This is a genomic window from Bradyrhizobium sp. 137 (assembly GCF_023074095.1).
In the GTDB taxonomy this organism is placed as follows: Bacteria; Pseudomonadota; Alphaproteobacteria; order Rhizobiales; family Xanthobacteraceae; genus Bradyrhizobium.
This window is the reverse complement of the sequence record NZ_JADPKU010000050.1, coordinates 126,289-145,191: the sequence shown is the minus strand read 5'-3', so window position 1 is coordinate 145,191 and position 18,903 is coordinate 126,289. Positions and strand designations below refer to the sequence as shown.

Annotated in this window: 15 protein-coding genes; 14 read left to right on the top strand and 1 reads right to left on the bottom strand. The window is 64.8% G+C overall.

Translation table 11 applies throughout. From position 1 onward, the window contains the following. The first annotated feature begins 126 nt into the window (after positions 1–126). The 14 genes from IVA78_RS12960 to IVA78_RS12895 all read left to right on the top strand — a co-directional run bounded on the left by IVA78_RS12960 (position 127) and on the right by IVA78_RS12895 (position 16,596). The gene (locus tag IVA78_RS12960; protein ID WP_247278272.1) at positions 127–1,380 is read left to right on the top strand and encodes a sugar ABC transporter substrate-binding protein; all 1,254 of its coding nucleotides are present in this window, start codon (positions 127–129) and stop codon (positions 1,378–1,380) included. A 92-nt stretch (positions 1,381–1,472) separates the two neighbouring features. After that, complete coding sequence (locus IVA78_RS12955) at positions 1,473–2,345, top strand: sugar ABC transporter permease (protein ID WP_247278218.1); 873 nt, start codon at positions 1,473–1,475, stop codon at positions 2,343–2,345. Between the two features lies 1 nt (position 2,346). Then, positions 2,347–3,177 (top strand): carbohydrate ABC transporter permease, encoded by an 831-nt coding sequence (locus tag IVA78_RS12950; protein WP_247278217.1) that lies wholly within the window; start codon positions 2,347–2,349, stop codon positions 3,175–3,177. Between the two features lie 15 nt (positions 3,178–3,192). Continuing rightward, on the top strand, positions 3,193–4,200 hold the full coding sequence (locus tag IVA78_RS12945) for an ABC transporter ATP-binding protein (RefSeq protein ID WP_247278216.1): 1,008 nt from the start codon (positions 3,193–3,195) through the stop codon (positions 4,198–4,200). 31 nt (positions 4,201–4,231) lie between these two features. Further along, on the top strand, positions 4,232–5,005 hold the full coding sequence (locus IVA78_RS12940; protein ID WP_247278215.1) for an SDR family oxidoreductase: 774 nt from the start codon (positions 4,232–4,234) through the stop codon (positions 5,003–5,005). Positions 5,006–5,042: 37 nt separating this feature from the next. Beyond that, the gene (locus IVA78_RS12935) at positions 5,043–6,686 is read left to right on the top strand and encodes an FGGY-family carbohydrate kinase (RefSeq protein WP_247415377.1); all 1,644 of its coding nucleotides are present in this window, start codon (positions 5,043–5,045) and stop codon (positions 6,684–6,686) included. Positions 6,687–6,691: 5 nt separating this feature from the next. Next, a complete protein-coding gene (locus IVA78_RS12930) occupies positions 6,692–7,627 on the top strand; it encodes a carbohydrate kinase (protein WP_247278214.1) in 936 nt (311 codons plus the stop codon). Between the two features lie 116 nt (positions 7,628–7,743). Beyond that, complete coding sequence (locus IVA78_RS12925; RefSeq protein ID WP_247278271.1) at positions 7,744–9,165, top strand: amidase; 1,422 nt, start codon at positions 7,744–7,746, stop codon at positions 9,163–9,165. A gap of 81 nt (positions 9,166–9,246) precedes the next feature. Continuing rightward, positions 9,247–10,197, top strand: coding sequence for an ABC transporter permease (locus IVA78_RS12920; protein WP_247278213.1), 951 nt, complete (start codon positions 9,247–9,249; stop codon positions 10,195–10,197). Beyond that, positions 10,194–11,081: an ABC transporter permease gene (locus IVA78_RS12915; protein WP_247278212.1), complete on the top strand. Its 888-nt coding sequence runs from the start codon at positions 10,194–10,196 to the stop codon at positions 11,079–11,081. Before IVA78_RS12920 ends, IVA78_RS12915 begins: the two co-directional genes overlap by 4 nt. 2 nt (positions 11,082–11,083) lie before the next feature. Further along, a complete protein-coding gene (locus tag IVA78_RS12910; RefSeq protein ID WP_247278211.1) occupies positions 11,084–12,097 on the top strand; it encodes an ABC transporter ATP-binding protein in 1,014 nt (337 codons plus the stop codon). Beyond that, a complete protein-coding gene (locus tag IVA78_RS12905; RefSeq protein WP_247278210.1) occupies positions 12,094–13,101 on the top strand; it encodes an oligopeptide/dipeptide ABC transporter ATP-binding protein in 1,008 nt (335 codons plus the stop codon). Before IVA78_RS12910 ends, IVA78_RS12905 begins: the two co-directional genes overlap by 4 nt. A gap of 56 nt (positions 13,102–13,157) precedes the next feature. Then, entirely contained in the window at positions 13,158–14,654 is a 1,497-nt protein-coding gene (locus IVA78_RS12900; protein ID WP_247278209.1) for an ABC transporter substrate-binding protein, read from the top strand. Between the two features lie 292 nt (positions 14,655–14,946). Next, positions 14,947–16,596: an amidase family protein gene (locus IVA78_RS12895; protein WP_249809004.1), complete on the top strand. Its 1,650-nt coding sequence runs from the start codon at positions 14,947–14,949 to the stop codon at positions 16,594–16,596. Between the two features lie 270 nt (positions 16,597–16,866). Here the strand turns inward: IVA78_RS12895 and IVA78_RS12890 are convergent, their stop codons facing one another. Further along, positions 16,867–18,639, bottom strand: coding sequence for an adenylate/guanylate cyclase domain-containing protein (locus IVA78_RS12890; protein ID WP_247278207.1), 1,773 nt, complete (start codon positions 18,637–18,639; stop codon positions 16,867–16,869). Between the last annotated feature and the right edge of the window lie 264 nt (positions 18,640–18,903).

Genomic DNA, 18,903 nt, shown 5'->3' with positions numbered 1-18,903 from the left:
GCTTGCGCTGAACATATGCCCAACGCGTGGGCATGTACTCAAAAGCGCGACTCTAGGGAGGTCTCCGTGAAACACGTCCTCGGCGCCGTCTGCGGCGCGTCTTGCCTGCTGCTGGCCATCCCCGCGATGGCCGAAACGACCCTGACCATCGCCACCGTCAACAATGGCGACATGATCCGCATGCAGGGGCTGACGGGTGAGTTCACCAAGAAGAACCCTGACATCACCGTGAAATGGGTGACGCTAGAGGAGAACGTACTGCGCCAGCGCGTCACCACCGACATCGCCACCAAGGGCGGTCAGTTCGACGTGCTGACCATCGGCACCTATGAGGTGCCGATCTGGGCCAAGAAGGGCTGGCTGGTGCCGTTGGCCAATCTCGGCGCCGATTACGACGTCGCCGACCTGCTGCCGAAGATCAAGGATGCGGTCTCCTCCGACGGCAAGCTTTACGCCGCGCCGTTCTACGGTGAGAGCTCGATGGTGATGTATCGCACCGATCTGGTCGAGAAGGCCGGCCTGAAGATGCCGGAAAAGCCGAGCTGGGATTTCGTGATTGATGCCGCCAAGAAGCTCACCGACAAGAGCGCCGGCGTCTACGGCATCTGCCTGCGCGGCAAGGCCGGCTGGGGCGAGAACATGGCGTTCCTCTCGGCCATGGCTAATTCCTATGGCGCGCGCTGGTTCGACGAGAAGTGGCAGCCGCAGTTCAACACGCCGGAATGGAAGGCGACGCTGACGACCTACGTCAATCTCATGAAGGAGGCCGGTCCTCCCGGCGCGAGCTCCAACGGCTTCAACGAGAACCTGGCGCTGTTCAACGCCGGCAAGTGCGCGATGTGGATCGACGCCACGGTCGCGGCATCTTTCGTCACCAATCCGAAGGAGTCCAAGGTCGCCGACAAGGTCGGCTTCGCGCTCGCGCCCAACACCGGGCTCGGCAAGAACGCCAACTGGTTATGGGCCTGGAATCTCGCGATCCCCGCCGGCTCCAAGAAGACGGAAGCGGCCGAGAAGTTCATCGCCTGGGCCACGAGCAAGGACTACACCAAGCTCGTCGCGTCGAAGGAGGGCTGGGCCAACGTGCCGCCGGGCACGCGGACCTCGCTCTACCAGAACGAGGATTATCTGAAAGTCGCCCCCTTCGCCAAGTTGACGCTGGCCTCGATCGACGCGGCCGATCCGAACAAGCCGACGGTGAAACCAGTGCCATACGTCGGCGTGCAATACGCCGCGATCCCCGAATTCCAGGGCATCGGCACGCAGGTGGGCCAGCAGTTCTCGGCCGCGCTTTCGGGATCAATGACGGTCGACGCCGCGCTAACCGCCGCGCAATCCGCGACCGAGCGCGAGATGAAGCGCGCCGGCTACATCAAGTGAACCCGAGCTCTCCCTCCTGAGCTCAAACTGGCGGCCATCCGCCCATCCCCGGATGGATGGCCGCCTTTCTTCCCCGAAAGGAGAAGTCAGGGATGGCAACCCGGCAGACGCAATTTCTTGCGCGCTCGCTCCTGACGCCAGCGGTTGGGCTGCTGTTCATCTGGATGATCGTCCCGCTCGCGCTGACGATCTATTTCGCGACGCTGCATTACAGTCTGCTCGATCCCGGCTCGGAATCGTTCGTCGGCCTGGAAAATTTTCGCTACTTCCTGACCGATCCCGCCTTCCTTGCCTCGCTCCAGAACACCTTGGTGCTGGTCGGCTCCGTGCTGGCACTCACGATCCTGCTCGGCATTCCTCTGGCGCTGCTGATGGACCAGCCCGTGATCGGCCGCAATTTCGTCCGGCTGATGGTGATCGCGCCGTTCTTTGTGATGCCCACGGTGAGCGCGCTGGTCTGGAAGAATCTGCTGATGCACCCGGTATCGGGACTGTTTGCCTGGCTTGCTTCGCTGTTCGGCCTGACGCCGATCGACTGGTTCAACGATATGCCGCTGTTTGCGGTGATCCTGATCGTGACCTGGCAATGGCTGCCGTTCGCGACGCTGATCCTGCTCACCGCACTGCAATCGCTCGACGAGGAGCAGAAGGAAGCTGCCGAGATGGATGGCGCCAGCGCCGTCTCGACCTTCATCTACATCACCCTGCCGCACCTCGCGCGCCCCATCACGGTAGTGATCCTGATCGAGACCATCTTCCTGCTGACCGTGTTCGCCGAGATCTTCGTCACCACTGGCGGGGGTCCCGGTCTTCAGACCACCAATATCGCCTTCCTGATCTATTCGCAGGCGCTGATCCAGTTCGACGTCGGCAGCGCCTCCGCGGGCGGCCTCGTTGCCGTGGCGATCGCCAACATCGTCGCTTTCTTCCTGGTCCGCATCGTCGGCCGCAATTTGGAGGCCTGACATGGCACGGATGGCGACGACGCGGCGAGTGGCGATATCGACCGCAGCGGCCTGGCTGTTCGGATTTCTGATCTTCTTCCCGATTCTGTGGATGGTGCTGGCGAGCTTCAAGACCGAGCTCGAGGCCTTCGCCATCCCGCCGTCCTTCCTGTTCTTCCACTGGACCACGGAAAACTACGCGACCGTGCAGGAGCGCAGCGACTATTTCCACCACGCCATGAACTCGGTCATCATCGCCGGCGGCTCGACGCTGATTGCGCTTTTGATCGCCATCCCGGCGGCTTGGTCGATGGCATTCTCGCCGACCAAGCGCACCAAGGACATCCTGCTCTGGATGCTCTCGACCAAGATGATGCCGCCGGTCGGCGTGCTGGTGCCGATCTACCTGATCTACAAATCCTTCGGCCTGCTCGATTCCCGCATCGGCCTCGTCTTCATCCTCTGCCTCGGCAATCTGCCGATCGTCATCTGGATGCTGTTCACCTATTTCAAGGAGATCCCGCGCGATATCCTCGAGGCCGCGCGCATGGACGGCGCCACCATCGGCCGCGAACTCGTCTACGTGCTGACGCCGATGGCGATCCCGGGGCTCGCATCGACGCTGCTGCTCAACCTGATCCTCGCCTGGAACGAGGCGTTCTGGACGCTCAACCTGTCGACCTCGAACGCCGCGCCGCTCACCACGTTCATCGCGTCCTATTCGAGCCCGGAAGGGCTGTTCTGGGCAAAGCTGTCGGCGGCCTCCACGCTGGCGATCGCGCCCATTCTCGTCCTCGGTTGGTTCAGCCAGAAGCAGCTCGTGCGCGGGCTCACCTTCGGCGCGGTGAAGTAGAGGGGCTGCCGGATCATGGGTCAGATCACACTTCAGGGCGTGCAGAAATCCTTCGGCCCCGTGCACATCATCAAGGGCGCCGATCTGGACATCGCCGACGGCTCCTTCGTGGTGTTCGTCGGTCCCTCCGGCTGCGGCAAGACCACGCTCTTGCGGCTAATTGCCGGGCTCGAGGACGTCTCCGGCGGCAAGATCCTGATCGACGGCAAGAACGTGGTCGACACGCCGCCCGCCAAGCGCGGGCTCTCAATGGTGTTCCAGTCCTATGCGCTCTATCCGCATATGAGCGTGCGCGGCAATATCGGCTTCGGCCTGAAGATGGCGGGGCTGCCGAAGGAGGAGATCAACCGCAAGGTCGAGGCCGCAGCCGCGACGCTGAATCTCACGCCCTATCTCGACCGCAAGCCGCGCGAGCTCTCCGGCGGCCAGCGCCAGCGCGTCGCGATTGGCCGCGCCATCGTCCGCGAGCCCAAGGCGTTCCTGTTCGACGAGCCGCTCTCGAACCTCGATGCAGCGCTGCGTGTGCAGATGCGCATCGAGGTGACGCGGCTCCAGAAGCAGCTCGGCACCACCGCGATCTACGTCACCCACGATCAGGTCGAGGCCATGACCATGGCCGACAAGATTGTCGTGCTCAACGGCGGCAAGATCGAGCAATATGGCTCACCGCTGGAGCTCTATGAGCGGCCGGCCAATCTCTTTGTCGCCGGCTTCATCGGCTCGCCCAAGATGAATTTCGTAACCGGCGAGCTCGCCAAGCAGCAAGGCGCGGCGACCATTGGCGTGCGTCCCGAGCACCTCAAGATCGAGCGCGACGGCGCCGGCGGCTGGCAAGGAACGATCGCAGTCGCCGAGCATCTCGGCAGCGATACCTTTCTCTACGTCGACGCCGGTTCGCTCGGCATGCTGACGGCGCGCTACATCGGCGAATTGAGCCTGCACGCCGGTGATCGCGTGTCGCTGGTGCCGGACCCCGCGCGCATCCACCGCTTCGACGATGGCGGCAAGGCGCTTCGAAGCTAACAAGAAACGGCAAGAAAACGGGAAGACGATCATGTACCTGGACAAATTCAAGCTGAACGGCAAGAGCGCGTTCATCACCGGCGGCGGGCAGGGCATTGGCCTTGCTTGCGCCGAAGCGCTGGCTGAGGCCGGCGCCAGGGTCGTGATCGGTGATCGCGACAGCAAGGTCGCCGACAGCGCCAAAGCCACCCTGAAGGCCAAGGGCTACGACATCGAGACCGCGATCATGGACGTCACCGATACCAAGCGCGTCGCGGAGGTCGCAAACGACCTCGTCGCCCGCCACGGCAAGGTCGACATCCTCGTCAACAATGCCGGCATCGCGCGCAGCGAGACGCCGGCCGAGACCGTCACCGACGAGCACTGGCTCAACGTCATCGACGTCAACCTCAACGGCACCTTCTGGTGCTGCCGCGAGTTCGGCAAGCACATGTTGAAGGCTAGAAGCGGTGCCATCGTCAATGTCGGCTCGATGTCTGGCTTCATCGTCAACAAGCCGCAGGAGCAGTGCTTCTACAACGCCTCCAAGGCCGGTGTGCACCATCTCACCAAGTCGCTCGCCGCCGAATGGGGCGCACGCGGCATCCGCGTCAACGCGGTGGCGCCGACCTATATCGAAACGCCGCTGAACGCCTTCGTGAAGAGCAATCCGAAAATGTACGACGCCTGGATCGGCGGAACCCCGATGGCGCGGATGGGGCAGGTCGAGGAGATCGCCTCCGTCGTGCTGTTCCTCTCGTCCGAGGCCGCAAGCCTGATGACCGGCAGCATCGTGCTGGTGGATGGCGGCTACACTTGCTGGTAGGCTTGCGTCAAAGCTGACGAAGCGACCGGGAGCGACAATGCCGCGAGCGTATATCGGCGTCGATGTAGGGACCACAAGCACGCGGGCAGGGGTGTTTGACGAAGCGGGCACGCTGCTCGCTCTGGCGCGACATCCGATCCGGACCTGGCACGAGGCCGGCGATATCGTTGAGCAGTCGTCCCAGGACATCTGGGACGCCTGCGCGACATCGGTACGCGCGGCGATGACGGAAGCTGGCATCACGCCCGATAGCGTCCGTGGCATCGGTTTCGATGCCACCTGTTCCCTAGTCGTCCTCGATAGGCAAGGCGAGCCACTCACGGTCAGTGGCTCCGGGGATAAGCAGCGCAACGTCATCGTCTGGATGGACCACCGCGCCACCGCCGAGGCGAGGCTGATCAACGAGACCGAGGATGCCGTGCTGCGCTATGTCGGCGGCTCGATCTCGCCCGAGATGCAGATGCCGAAGCTGCTTTGGCTGAAGCGGCATCTTCGGGCGAGTTTCGACGCCGCTGGTTACTTCTTCGATCTGGCTGATTATCTGGCCTGGCGCGCGACCGGCTCGCTCCAGCGCTCGACTTGCACCGTCACCTGCAAGTGGAACTACCTCGCACATGATGGCGGCTGGAGCGCGCCATTCTTCAAGCGCATTGGCCTGTCGGACTTCGTCAGCGAGACATGCGCGCGCATTGGCACCGAGATGGTCGCCCCCGGCACGCGGCTCGGTGCCGGTCTCACGCCCGCCGCGGCGGCCGAACTGGGCCTGTCGCCGGGCACGCCGGTCGGGGCGTCGCTGATCGACGCGCATGCGGGCGGCATCGGTGCGATCGGCGGCCGCGACGGCTCGGGCGGAGCAGCAGACGCATGCGATCGCCTCGCCTACATCATGGGGACATCGGCCTGCATCATGGCGACCACGAAGGAACCCTGTTTCGTGCCCGGCGTATGGGGACCTTACTACTCCGGCATGGTGCCGGACTTATGGCTCAACGAGGGTGGCCAGTCGGCCGCGGGCGCCGCGATCGATCACCTCCTCAAGTCGCATCCGGGTTTTGGCGAGGCGAGCGCGGCGGCGCGTAACGAGCGCCTCGACCTCATCGACTTCCTCGAGCGCCGCATCATCGCGCGCGCAGGCGATGCCAGCCGCGCCGCGCTGCTCGCGCGTGACGTGCATGTGCTTCCCGAATTCATCGGCAACCGTTCGCCCTACGCTGATCCTGACACGCGCGCGGTGATCGCCGGTCTCGATCTCGACACCGACATCGCTTCGATGGAGCGGCTATTCGTCGCCGGCCTCTGCGGGCTCGCCTATGGGCTCGCCGAGGTGATCGAGGCCTTTGCCGCGCATGGCGTTCGCTCCAGCATCATGATCATGGGCGGTGGGGCCAGCCGTAGCCCGCTGGTGCGCCAGATCATGGCCGATACGACCGGCCTCACGGTCGCGCTGCCGCAGACCAAGGAGCCGGTGCTGCTGGGTGCCGCGATGCTCGGCGCAGTGGCCGGCGGCGCCTATGCCTCGATCGGCGAGACCATGGCAAAAATGTCGGCGTTGGGACGCAAGAGCGAGCCGACCGCTCCCGATATGGCGGCGTTTCACGCCCGCAAGCGCGAGGTCTACAAGCTGCTACGCAACGTCGACCGCGGCAGCCGCGCGGCGATGAGCGACATCGCGAGGGGTTGAAACGGATGCTGATTGCCTGTGGCGATGCGCTGATCGATTTCGTGCCGACGCGAAGCACTGAGGGACGTGAAGCGGTAATGCCCGCGGTCGGCGGCGCCTGCCTCAACGTGGCCATCGGCATGGCGCGGCTGGGGGCGCCGACAAGTTTCGTCGGAGGCATCTCGACCGACTTATTCGGCCGCATGATCGCAGATCATGCCACCGTCTCCAACGTCGGCCTCGATCTCGCTACCCGCAGTGATCACCAGACCACGCTGGCTTTCGTCCGCATCGTCGCCGGCGAGTCGCATTACGCCTTCTACGATGCCGAGACCGCGACGCGGAACTGGACCTACCGGCGAGGTACGATTCCGTTCGATGCGGTGGACGCCCTCCATGTCGGTTCGACCACGCTGGTCAATGATCAGGGCGCAGCGGAGACGACGGCATTGGTCGCGGACGCGCGGGCGTCAGCAACCATCTCCTTCGATCCGAACTGCCGCCCCAATCTGGTCAAGGACAAGCCGGCCTATCTCGCGCGCATGGCCGGCTTCGCTGCCAGCGCCGATCTCATCAAGATGTCCGACGTCGATTTCGCCTATCTCTTCGGGGACGAGCCATATCAACAACGCGCGAGCGCGTTGCTGGGGCAGGGTACGAGCCTTGTCGTCATCACCCGCGGCAACGACGGCGCGGTCGCCTGGCACCCGGGCGCAGGACGGATCGAGGTCGCCGCGCCCAAGGTCGAGGTGGCCGACACGATCGGGGCCGGCGACAGCTTTCAGGCGGCGCTGCTGTTCGCTCTGCACAAGCAGGGTCGCATTGCCCGGCAAACCTTGAAGGACATCAGTGCCGACGAGCTCCGCCGCGCGCTATCCTTCGCCGCCAATTGCGCCGGCCTCACTTGCACCCGTCCGGGCGCCGATCCGCCCTGGAGCCACGAGGTGAGTTGGAGCTTGTAGCGATTGCCACCCCTGCGGTTGCCGCGATTCGGTGGACAATGGTTATGCGCCCGCGGAAATGGACAGGATAGACCCGAGCTGGCAAGGTCCGAGCGTCCATGACGCGGGGCTTCGATATGAGCAATGATCCCTGTTTTTTGTCTGCCACTGAACTGCGCGGCCTCTTTGCCGGGAAGCGGATCTCGCCGGTCGAGATCGTCCGCGCCGTGCTTGCGCGCGCCGAGGCGCTCCAGGTCGAATTGAACTGCTTCATCACCTTATGCGGCGACCAGGCGATCGCAGCGGCGCGCGAAGCCGAGCGCAAGATGATGACCGGCGAGCCCCTCGGCCTGCTGCACGGCATCCCCGTCACCGTCAAGGATATCGTCAACACCAAGGGTGTGAAGACCACCTTCGGCGCCGTTCCCTACAAGGACAATGTGCCGAACGAGGATGCCGTCGCGGTGGCGCGGCTGCGCAGCGAAGGCGCGATCCTGATCGGCAAGACCACGACGCCGGAATTCGGCAGCAAGTGCCTGACGGACTCGCCCTTGTTCGGCCGCACCCGCAATGCGTGGGATGCGCGCCGTTCCTCCGGCGGCTCCAGCGGCGGCGCGGCGGTTGCCGTTGCGAGCGGCATCGCGCCGCTTGCAATCGCGACGGACGGTGGCGGCTCGACGCGGATTCCGGCCGCCTGCAACGGCGTGGTTGGGCTGAAGCAGAGCAACGGCGTCGTCCCGCACAGCCAGGCGCTCGATGTGTTCGGCAACCAAACCTATGTCACGCCGACCACCCGCACCGTGGCCGACACCGCGCTGATGATGCAGGCGATGGCCGGCGAGGATCCTTGCGATCCCTGGTCGATCGGCGTCCCCGTGCCTGATTTCATCGGCACCGCCGCTCCGCACGGCGATCTGCGCGGGCAGAAGATCCTGTTCTGTGCTTCGCCGCCCGGACGTCCAGTGTCGCTAGACGTCGCGGCCAGCTTCAAGGCGAGCCTTGATCGGCTGGCGGAGCTCGGTGCCGAGCTTGAAGAGTTCTCCGGCGACGGCTTCGACATAGAGCCAATCTGGCGCGCGATCAACCACACGGTCTGGCGCACGCGCTTTGCAAAGCTCGCCGCAGAGCACGGGGACGAGCTGAGCGAGGCCTTTCTCAAGCAGCTCGCGCTCGCAAGCGAGGTCAGCGGCGTCGAATACCAGGACGCGATGTTCGCGCGCACCGCGCTGTTCCGCCGGGTGCAATCGTTGCTTGCGCACGGGCACCTGCTGGCGATGCCGACACTCACGCGCACGGCGCTGCCGATCGAGCAGGATTTGTTCGGCACCATCGAGATCGACGGCAAGCAGTTCGACAGCGTCCGGCCGCATTGGTTCCCCTGGACCATGCTATTCAACATGACCGGGCATCCCGCCGTCAGCCTGCCCTGCGGCTTCGGCCGTGACGGCCTGCCGATCGGGCTGCAGCTCGTCGGCCGCTTCCGCGGCGAGGCCGAATTGCTGCGCGTGAGCGCGCTGTTCGAGGCTTCAAGTGACCTTCTGTCCCGCTGGCCGGCCTGAGGCGACGGGCATGCGGCAAAGGGCTTGCCTCCGGCACCCGGACATGTTGATCGTGCCTGCTAGCCCTGAAGCCGAGCGCGCATGAGCGTCTTTGTCCTCCGACGTCTGTTGACCTTGCTGGCGACCCTGGTCGGCGCATCGCTGATCATCTTCCTGGTGCTCGACGCGCTTCCCGGCAACGCCGCGCAGATGCTGATGGGGGCCGACGCCTCGCCGGACGCAGTCCGCGCGCTCACCGTCAAGCTCGGGCTCGACCAGCCGCTGGCGGTTCGCTACCTGCAATGGATCAAGGGCCTCCTCGTCGGAGATCTCGGCAACTCCTATGTCTACGGCACGCCGGTCGCGAGCCTGATCGCGGAGCGGCTGGTGCTGACCATTCCGCTCGCGATCATGGCCATGACGATCACGGTGACGCTGGCGCTCTCCGCCGGCATCTACACCGCCGCCAACCACAACAAGCTTGGCGACGTCGGCGTGATGTCACTGACGCAGGTGGGCATCGCGCTGCCGAATTTCTGGTTCGCGATCCTCTTGGTCCTGTTGTTCTCGGTGCGGCTGCAATGGCTCTCGGCGGGCGGCTTTGGCGGCTGGGACGATGGCCTCTGGTCGGGCATCAAGTCGCTGCTGCTGCCGGCGATCTCGCTCGCGGTGGTGCAGGCCGCGATTCTCGCGCGGGTCACCCGCTCGGCCGTGCTCGAGGTGCTGCGTGAGGACTTCGTCCGCACAGCCCGTGCGAAGGGCCTCGGCAAGCGCGAGGTGCTGTGGCGCCATGTGCTGCGTAACGCCATGATCCCCGTGATGACCGTGATGGGGTTGCAATTCGCCAATCTGCTCGCCGGCACCATCGTGATCGAGAACGTGTTCTACCTGCCGGGCCTCGGCCGCCTGATCTTCCAGTCGATCGCCAACCGCGACCTGATCGTGGTGCGCAACTGCGTGATGCTGCTCGCGGCCATGGTCGTCATCGTCAATTTCGTGGTCGATGTGCTCTATGCCTTCATCGATCCCCGCATCAAGGTCCACGACCTGTGAGCGAGCCCCTCACCATCGACGCGCCGATTGCGACGCGGCCGCTGCCGGCTCGGACGTTCTGGCGCCGCGCGCTGCGCCATCGCAGTTTCGTGCTTGGCGGCGCGCTGAGCCTGCTGGTGCTCGCCTCAGCGCTGTTGTCGCTGGTGTGGACGCCGTGGTCGCCCTATGAGATCGACATCGCCTCGAAACTCCGGCCGCCGTCGGCATCGCACTGGCTCGGCACCGATTCCTTCGGCCGAGACATCGTCTCGCTGCTGCTCGCTGGCGCGCGTTCGACCATCATGGTCGGCATCATCGCGGTGAGCATCGGTCTCAGCTTCGGCGTCTGCCTTGGCTTGATCGCCTCGGCCAGGCGCGGCTGGACCGAAGAGATCATCATGCGCTTTGCCGATTTCAGCTTCGCCTTTCCGGCCGTGCTCTCGGCGATCATGCTCGCCGCCGTGTTGGGACCGGGCATGGTGACCTCGATCGTCGCGATCGGTATCTTCCAGATCCCGACGCTGACGCGGCTGACGCGCGGTTCGGCCAACGCGATCTGGGCGCGCGAATTCGTGCTGGCCGCGCGCGCGGCAGGCAAGGGGCGCTTCCGCATCACGATCGAGCACGTGCTGCCCAACATCCTGTCGATCCTGATCGTGCAGGTCACCATCCAGTTCGCGCTTGCCATTCTCGCCGAAGCCGCACTGTCCTATCTCGGCCTCGGCACGCAGCCGCCGCAGCCGTCATGGGGCCGCATGTTGAACGATGCGCAGACGCTGCTGTTCCAGTCGCCGATGCTCGCGGTCTATCCCGGCGCTGCGATCGCGATCGCGGTGCTCGGCCTCAATCTGCTTGGTGACGGATTGCGCGACCTGCTCGATCCCAGACTGGCGCGGGAGCGGTAATAATGGCTGATTCCGCAACCATGCCATTGATCGAGGTCGCTAATCTCGGCGCGCGCCTCAACACCAGCCGCGGGCCGGCGCAGGCCGTGCGTGGCGTCAGCTTTGCCCTTAAGCGCGGCGAGACGCTCGGGCTCGTCGGCGAATCCGGCTGCGGCAAGTCGGTCACGGCGTTATCGCTGATGGGGCTGCTGCCAGACAGCGCGGTGGTCGGCGGCAGCATCAAGCTGGATGGCAACGAGCTCGTCGGGCTTTCGGATGCGGATTATTGTCGCCTGCGCGGCAACCGCATCAGCATGATCTTCCAGGAGCCGATGACCGCGCTCAATCCGATGCACACGATCGGCCACCAGGTCGCCGAGCCGCTGCGGCGTCACAAGAAATATTCGGCGTCACAGGCGCGGCGCGAGACCATCGCCTTGCTCGACCGGGTCGGGCTGCCCGATGCTATCAGGCGCGTCGACGCCTATCCGCACCAGTTTTCCGGCGGCCAGCGCCAGCGTGTCACCATTGCGATGGCGCTCGCCTGCGAGCCGGACCTCTTGATCGCGGACGAGCCGACCACCGCGCTCGACGTCACCATCCAGGGCCAGATCCTCGACCTCATCGCTGATCTCGTCGAGGAGCGCGGCATGTCGATGATCCTGATCTCGCACGATCTCGGTGTCATCGCCGAGAACGTGCAGCGCATGATGGTGATGTACGGCGGCACCGTCGTCGAGAGCGGACCGACCGACGAGGTGTTCCGGCGCATGGGGCATCCCTATACGCAGGGCCTGTTCCGCGCCCGGCCGAAGCTCGGTGCGCGCAAGGGGACGCGGCTGAAGACGATCTTGGGCACAGTGCCGGAGCTCGCCGATTTGCCGTCCGGCTGCACCTTCTCTGATCGCTGTCCCCTGGTGATCGATCAGTGTCGTGCCGCGTTGCCGCCGATGGTGGACGTCGGACCTGGCCATGGCGTGCGTTGCATCAGGACCGACGTATCGATGGCCGAACGCGTCGGAGCGCTGATCGCATGACCGCCGCCGGATTGCTTCTCGAGGTGAAGGATCTCGAGCAGCGCTATACGCTGCCGCGCGAAAGCCTGTTTCGCCCGCCGGGGCAGGTGCGCGCGCTGAACGGCGTGAGCGTGCAGGTCGCCGCGGGCAAGAGCCTCGGCGTCGTCGGCGAATCCGGTTCCGGCAAGTCGACCTTCGCGCGGCTGGTGATGGCGCTGGAGCGGCCGACGTCAGGGCAGGTCGCGCTGCTCGGCTGCGATCTCAACCGCATCTCTGCCGATGAACTGCGCCGTGCCAGGCGTGATTTCCAGATGGTGTTCCAGGACCCTTACGGCTCGCTGGATCCGCGCCAAACCATCGCCCGCATCGTCGCCGAGCCCCTCACCGTGCTGGAGGAGGCGGATCGCACCAAATTCCGCGAACGCGTCGCCGCAGTGCTGCGCCAGGTCGGCTTGCGCGACGCCGACATGGACAAATATCCGCACGAATTCTCCGGCGGGCAGCGCCAGCGCATCGCCATTGCGCGTGCGCTGATCACCCAGCCGAAGCTGATCGTCGCCGACGAGCCGGTCTCCGCGCTCGACGTCTCCGTGCAAGCGCAAGTGTTGAACCTGATGCAGGACCTCCAGGAGCAGTTCGGTCTCAGCTACATCCTGATCAGCCACGATCTCGCCGTCGTCGACTATCTCTGCGACGAGGTTGCGGTGATGTATCTCGGCCGGATCGTCGAACAGGGCCGGCCGCAGGACCTGTTCGAGCACTGCGCCCATCCCTATACGCGCGCGCTCTTGGATGCCGTGCCGCGGGCACGCGCCGGCGGCGGCCGGCGGCGGCGCGGGGCCCAGGCGGCCGCCTCGCAATCGGCGGCGGCGACCGGATGCCCCTACGCCGCGCGCTGTGCCCTCGCTGACCAGCATTGCCGCGCGATCCTGCCTGAGTTACGCAAGGTAGGCGAGGGGCACCTTGCCGCCTGCCACAAGACGGAGGCGGTGATGGCGTTGCCCCGGCCGACCCTGGAAGGTTAGTCTCCAGAGCAGGATTGGCGTAGGCTTGAAGAACAGAGATGGCCGGGGAGTTGCGCATGTTCAGGAAATTATCGATCGTTGCATTCGCCGCCGTGCTTGCCGCAGCGCCGTTGCCGGTGCTGGCGCAGAGCAAGAAGGACAGCGTCGTCATGGCGATGGCGCTGGAGCCGCCGGGTCTCGATCCCACCAACGCCGCCGCCGCCGCGATCGCCGAGGTCACGCTCTACAACATCTATGAGACGCTGACCAAGATCAACGAGGACGGCTCCGTCTCGCCGCTGCTGGCCGAAAGCTGGAGCGCCTCGCCGGACCTGAAGACCTATACGTTCAAGCTGCGCAAGGGCGTCAAATTCCACAACGGCGAGCCGTTCGATTCCGCCGCGGTGAAGTTTTCGTTCGAGCGTAACGCCGTGCCGACCAGCACCAACAAGGACAAGAGCCTGTTCCAGAGCTTCGAGTCCGTTGCGGCGCCCGACGCCGACACGATCGTGATCACCCTGAAGAATTCCGAGCCGAACCTGCCGTTCCTGCTCGGGCAGGCCAGCGGCTCGATCGTCGAGCCGAAGAGCGCTGCCACCAACATCACACAGCCGGTCGGCACCGGGCCTTACCAGTTAGGGGCCTGGGCCAAGGGCTCCTCGATCACCCTGAGCAAATGGGCCGACTATCGCAACGCCGCGGCGATCAAGCTGTCCAAGGTGACGATCCGCTTCATCTCGGATCCGGCGGCGCAGATCGCCGCGCTGCTCTCGGGCGACGTCGATGCGTTCCCGCGCGTGTCGGCCCAGCGCAGCATCGCTCAGTTCAAGGCCGATCCACGGTTCACGGTGCTGGTCGGCGGCTCCAGGGCCAAGACCATCGTCGCGATCAACCACCGCAAGAAACCGCTGGACGACGTCCGCGTCCGCCGCGCCATCCTCGCCGCGATCGACCGCAAAGCGATGATCGACGGCGCCGTCGACGGTTTCGGCACGCCGATCGGCAGCTTCTACGTGCCGGGCGCGCTCGGCTATGTCGACACCACCGGCATCAATCCCTACGATCCCGAGAAGGCCAAGAAGCTGCTCGCCGAGGCCGGCGTCACCACGCCGCTGGAGCTTTCGCTGAAGCTGCCGCCGCCGTCCTATGCGCGGCAGGGCGGCGAGATCGTCGCGGCCCAGCTCGCCAAGGTCGGCATCGTCGCCAAAATCGAGAACGTCGAATGGGCGCAATGGCTGTCGCAGGTGTTCGCCGGCAATGGTCCGCACAATTTCGAGCTCACCATCGTCAGCCATGTCGAGCCGTTCGACCTCGTCAAGATTACCGAGCCGGACTACTATCTCGGCTACAACAACGAAGCCTTCAACGCGCTCTACAAGCAGATCGTGTCCACGCCGGATGAGGCGGCTCGCGCAAAACTTCTCGGTGACGCCCAGCGCATGCTGGCCACCGACGCCGTCTCCGCCTACCTGTACCAGCCGCAGCTGATCACCATCACCAACAAGAAGCTGAAGGGCGTCTGGAAGGACGTCCCGCAATACGAGAATGATTTCTCGACCTGGTATTGGGAGTAAGGGCCGGCTCAAGTCGAGCCTGTCGCTTCCAATTTGACCTCTTCCCATCGGGAAGAGGTCAATCGTTTGGCGTGTCCAAAACAAAAACCTGAAAAACAACCCCATGCACAGTAGGCGTGGATAGTCATTTCAATGGTTTACGCGTTGCGCGGTTCGGTGGTCTGCGCGATGCGCTCGGACGTTGACCCGTCGGGCAAAACACTGGCAATATATCATCATCGCGGCCTCATGGTTCGGGACGCACCGTCAGGCGAGGCACGCCGTGAAGAAGCCATCCTGCCGCGACGCTGGCATGGTCGCGGCTGCCCCTAGCGGCGAGGCGACGACCCCTCTGAAGCTCGACGATGCGCCACTGAGCAATATCGCTCAGGCGCTGGCCAGTGGGCAGGTCACCGCGACGGCGCTGACCAAAGCCTACCTCGCGCGCATCGAGGCCTACGATCGCGGCGGACCCGCGCTCAACGCCGTGCGCGCGCTCAATCCCGACGCGCTCGCGATCGCGGGCAAGCTCGACACCAGCAGACCGTCGGCCAGGCGGCCGCTGGCGGGCATCCCGATCCTGGTGAAGGACAACATCGCGACCGGAGACAAACAGCCGACGACGGCGGGCTCGCTGGCGCTGGAAGGCGCGCGCGCCCGGGACGATGCCACGATCGTCAAGCTGCTGCGGGACGCGGGCGCAGTGATCCTCGGCAAGGCGAACCTGACCGAGTTCTCCAACATGCTCGCGGTCGACATGCCCGGCGGCTACTCGTCGCTGGGTGGTCAAGTGAAGAATCCTTATGGGCCGGCGCTGATGGGCGAGCATGGCATCCCGATCCTGACTCCCGGAGGCTCGAGCGCGGGTTCGGCGGTGGCGGTGGCGGCAGGCCTGTGCGCAGCTTCGATCGGCACCGAGACCTCGGGCTCGCTGCTGTTCCCCGCCAGCCTGAACGGCCTCGTCACCGTCAAGCCGACCGTCGGGCTGATCAGCCGTGCCGGTATCGTGCCGATCGCGCACAGCCAGGACACTGCAGGGCCGATGACGCGCACCGTGCGCGACGCGGCGATGCTGCTGAACGTGCTGGCGGCCAAGGACCCGCTCGACCCGGCCACGCAAAAGCAGCGGCGGCCTGCCGATTATACTGCGGGCCTCGCGCGGGATACGATGAACGGTGCGCGCATTGGCGTGCCGAGCGACCCGGCCGACCCGCTGAACGATTGCTTCTACGGCAAGCTGCTGCCCGACAGGATCAAGGTCATGACCGAGACGATCAAGGTGCTGGAGGATCTTGGCGCCGTCATCGTGCGCGCCAATATGCCGACGCTCGGCTGGATCGGCGGACCGGGCACCACCATGGCCGTGCTCAACCGCAATCCGTTGAGCGAGCAAAAAGGTACTGTCGCAAGGCCGCCGGTCGTCTTCCTCTATGAGCTGAAGCACGACCTCAATCTCTATTTGAACACATGGGCCACAAACACGGACATCAAGAGCATCGCCGACATCGTGGCCTTCAACGAAGCGAACGCGGAGAGGGCGCTGCGTTTCGGCCAAGATCATTTCCTCGCCGCCGACATGACCAGGGGCGATCTCAGCGAGCGCGAGTACAAATCCGCGCGCGCCATGGATCTGCTCTCGGCCAAGACGCGCGGCATGGATGCCTACATGAACGAGCACAAGCTCGATGCGGTGCTGTTCGCAGGCGCCACCGGCGCCGCGATCGCCGCGAGGGCAGGCTATCCCAGCGTCATGGTGCCCGGAGGCTTCATCTCGGGAACGATCGACGGCAAGGACACGCCAGACTATCCGCTCGGCGTCACCTTCGCAGGCCGTGCCTGGAGCGAGCACAAGCTGCTGCGTCTGGCCTACGCCTATGAGCAGGCCTCCAACAAGCGCAAGCCGCCGCCCGGCTTGCTGGCGCCTTGGACCTCACCGGCAGACACCCGATCAGCCTTGCATTGATGAATTGGATCGCTGCTTTCGATCGTAACGCGGACACCCGGGCCCGTCCGCTGGTGCCGCCTTTGTGACCCAACTGAGACATTGGCGCAGAGCTTCTGTCTCGCATCTTGCGTTTAGGAGCACGGCGGCTCTTCGCTCGCCCCGGCTGCCTCATCGTGGATGGCGACACCCTCCAAAATCGTCCGCCTATCGGTGCAGACCGGAAGTGACTAGCGGGCAGCCAGAACAACGCTTTTGACCCGATGCAGACAGGACCGTCTCGCTGCGAGCCTATCCTTCCGGCACACCTGCCAAGCTTAGGCCCTCGTAAATGCGCTCGCGCTGGGCCAGGAAGGTCGGGTTTTCACTGCGCCGCTCGTTGCGAAATCTAGCGACGGTAAAGTTCGGGTCCAACCGAAGCCCGGCATTCCGCGCCTCCCGCGCCTCCGTAGCGCGACCGCTGAGCGCTGAGGCCGCGGCCAGGAAAAAATGCGGCATGGCAACATTAGGATTTATTTCGACTGATCTGCGCAGCCGGTCTAGGGCTGAATCGAGCCGGCCGAGGAAGAGGTCGGCGATCCCAAGCAGGGCAAGCCAGCGATCCAGTCCGGGATCGCGGGGGCTCAGCCGGATTGCGTTCATGAGATCGGCTTCTGCCTCTTCCGCGCGTCCGAGTAGCACCTTCATGAAGCCTGCGTCGGCATGGGCCCAGGCCAGATTGCGATCCAGCGCGATTGCGAACTCAAGCTCGCGCAGCGACCGCTCCGTCGCGCCCGAGACATGCAGGACATTGGCGTGTACGAAATGGGCCAGCGCGTTGCCCGGAGCAAGCGTCAATGCCTGAGTGATCGCGGTATGGGCGATACGTAGCTGTTCCTCGCGATTGGTCGAGGCAAAGGTGCGAAGTTCGTTGCCATGATAGAAGGCGAGACCGACCAACGCCTCGACATTGCGAGGGTCCAACCTGAGCGCCGCGTCGAACAGGTCGCACGCCGCGCGGTCGCGGCGCAGCGACAAGGGTTGGTTGAGGATTGCCCAGCCGCGCATCGCCAAGTCTACGGCATCCATGTTGTTCGGCCGTTCGCGCTCGGCCCGGCGGCCTTCCGCGGCAACGAGCTGGATGCCCACGGTCCGGGCGAGGCGCGTGGTGATCTCATCTTGCATGTCGAAGATATCGGCGCGCGGCTTGTCGAAGCGTTCGGCCCAAAGGTGCGCGCCGGTTTCGGTGTCGATGAGCTGCGCGTTGACGCGTACGCGGTCGCCGCCGCCCTGCACGCTGCCTTCCATCACGTAGCGCACACCAAGCTCGCGGCCGATTACGCGGACGTCGACTGGCTTGCTTTTGAAGGTGAAGGCGGTGTTGCGAGCTATGACGAAGGCTCCAGGAATGCGCGACAGGTCGGTTGTGAGACTTTCAGTGATACCGTCGACGAAGTAGTCCTGCTCGCTGTTGCCATCGAGGTTGACGAAGGGCAGGACCACGATGGAGAGCCGCGGTGCGATGGCCGTGTGCGGCGCCGTTGCTGCGGCGCGCATCGGTGAAAGCGAATAGACCTGCACCGGCTCGGCGATGTTCTTCAGTTGCTGCTGGCCGCGATCTTGTGCGGCGATGTCCATTTTGCCACGTACTTGGTGATAGGCCGCACTAGACAGGCAGATACCACCAGGCTCGGCAATCTGCTCCAATCGCGCCGCCACATTGACCCCATCGCCCATGAGGTCGCCATCGTCCTCCACGACCACGTCGCCAAGGTTGATGCCAATGCGGAACTCGATACGCCTATCCGGTGCTAAGCCGGCGTTGCTCTCGACCATAGCCCGTTGCACATCGACCGCCGAGCGAACTGCATCCACCACCGAGGCGAACTCGGCCAGCAAGCCATCTCCGGTGGTCTTGACGATGCGTCCGCGATGGGCCGCGATAACAGGATCGATCAAGCTCTTGCGGATGACTCGGAGGCGATCGAGCGTACCTTCCTCGTCAGTTGCCACCAGCCGACTATAGCCGACTGCATCGGCCGCGAGGATCGTGGTCAACCGTCGGTTTGGCCGCTCGATCGCCAAGTTTCCCTCCTGGATCGATCGAGGCCAGTCTACGCATTTAGTTGCAGGTGCCAAGGGATTTGACATGAGGGAGCGGTCGAGGTGTCTGATCCTGCTCCATAGCGTCGCCGGGCTGGTTCGCTAGCGTCGGCTCATGAAGACGGACCGGATTCAGCCGGCCAAGCGGCTAAACGGCGCGGATGACTCGAAGCAGACAGGCGGGCCCCTTAGGTGAGTGATTGCCGCGGCCGACGCGATCCTTCGCCTCCGTCAGCCGTCGCGCAA

Coding starts and splice junctions, on each gene's coding strand:
- IVA78_RS12960 (WP_247278272.1), top strand. CDS start 127: ATGGCCGAAACGACCCTGACCATCGCCACCGTCAACAATGGCGACATG.
- IVA78_RS12955 (WP_247278218.1), top strand. CDS start 1,473: ATGGCAACCCGGCAGACGCAATTTCTTGCGCGCTCGCTCCTGACGCCA.
- IVA78_RS12950 (WP_247278217.1), top strand. CDS start 2,347: ATGGCACGGATGGCGACGACGCGGCGAGTGGCGATATCGACCGCAGCG.
- IVA78_RS12945 (WP_247278216.1), top strand. CDS start 3,193: ATGGGTCAGATCACACTTCAGGGCGTGCAGAAATCCTTCGGCCCCGTG.
- IVA78_RS12940 (WP_247278215.1), top strand. CDS start 4,232: ATGTACCTGGACAAATTCAAGCTGAACGGCAAGAGCGCGTTCATCACC.
- IVA78_RS12935 (WP_247415377.1), top strand. CDS start 5,043: ATGCCGCGAGCGTATATCGGCGTCGATGTAGGGACCACAAGCACGCGG.
- IVA78_RS12930 (WP_247278214.1), top strand. CDS start 6,692: ATGCTGATTGCCTGTGGCGATGCGCTGATCGATTTCGTGCCGACGCGA.
- IVA78_RS12925 (WP_247278271.1), top strand. CDS start 7,744: ATGAGCAATGATCCCTGTTTTTTGTCTGCCACTGAACTGCGCGGCCTC.
- IVA78_RS12920 (WP_247278213.1), top strand. CDS start 9,247: ATGAGCGTCTTTGTCCTCCGACGTCTGTTGACCTTGCTGGCGACCCTG.
- IVA78_RS12910 (WP_247278211.1), top strand. CDS start 11,084: ATGGCTGATTCCGCAACCATGCCATTGATCGAGGTCGCTAATCTCGGC.
- IVA78_RS12905 (WP_247278210.1), top strand. CDS start 12,094: ATGACCGCCGCCGGATTGCTTCTCGAGGTGAAGGATCTCGAGCAGCGC.
- IVA78_RS12900 (WP_247278209.1), top strand. CDS start 13,158: ATGTTCAGGAAATTATCGATCGTTGCATTCGCCGCCGTGCTTGCCGCA.
- IVA78_RS12895 (WP_249809004.1), top strand. CDS start 14,947: ATGGTCGCGGCTGCCCCTAGCGGCGAGGCGACGACCCCTCTGAAGCTC.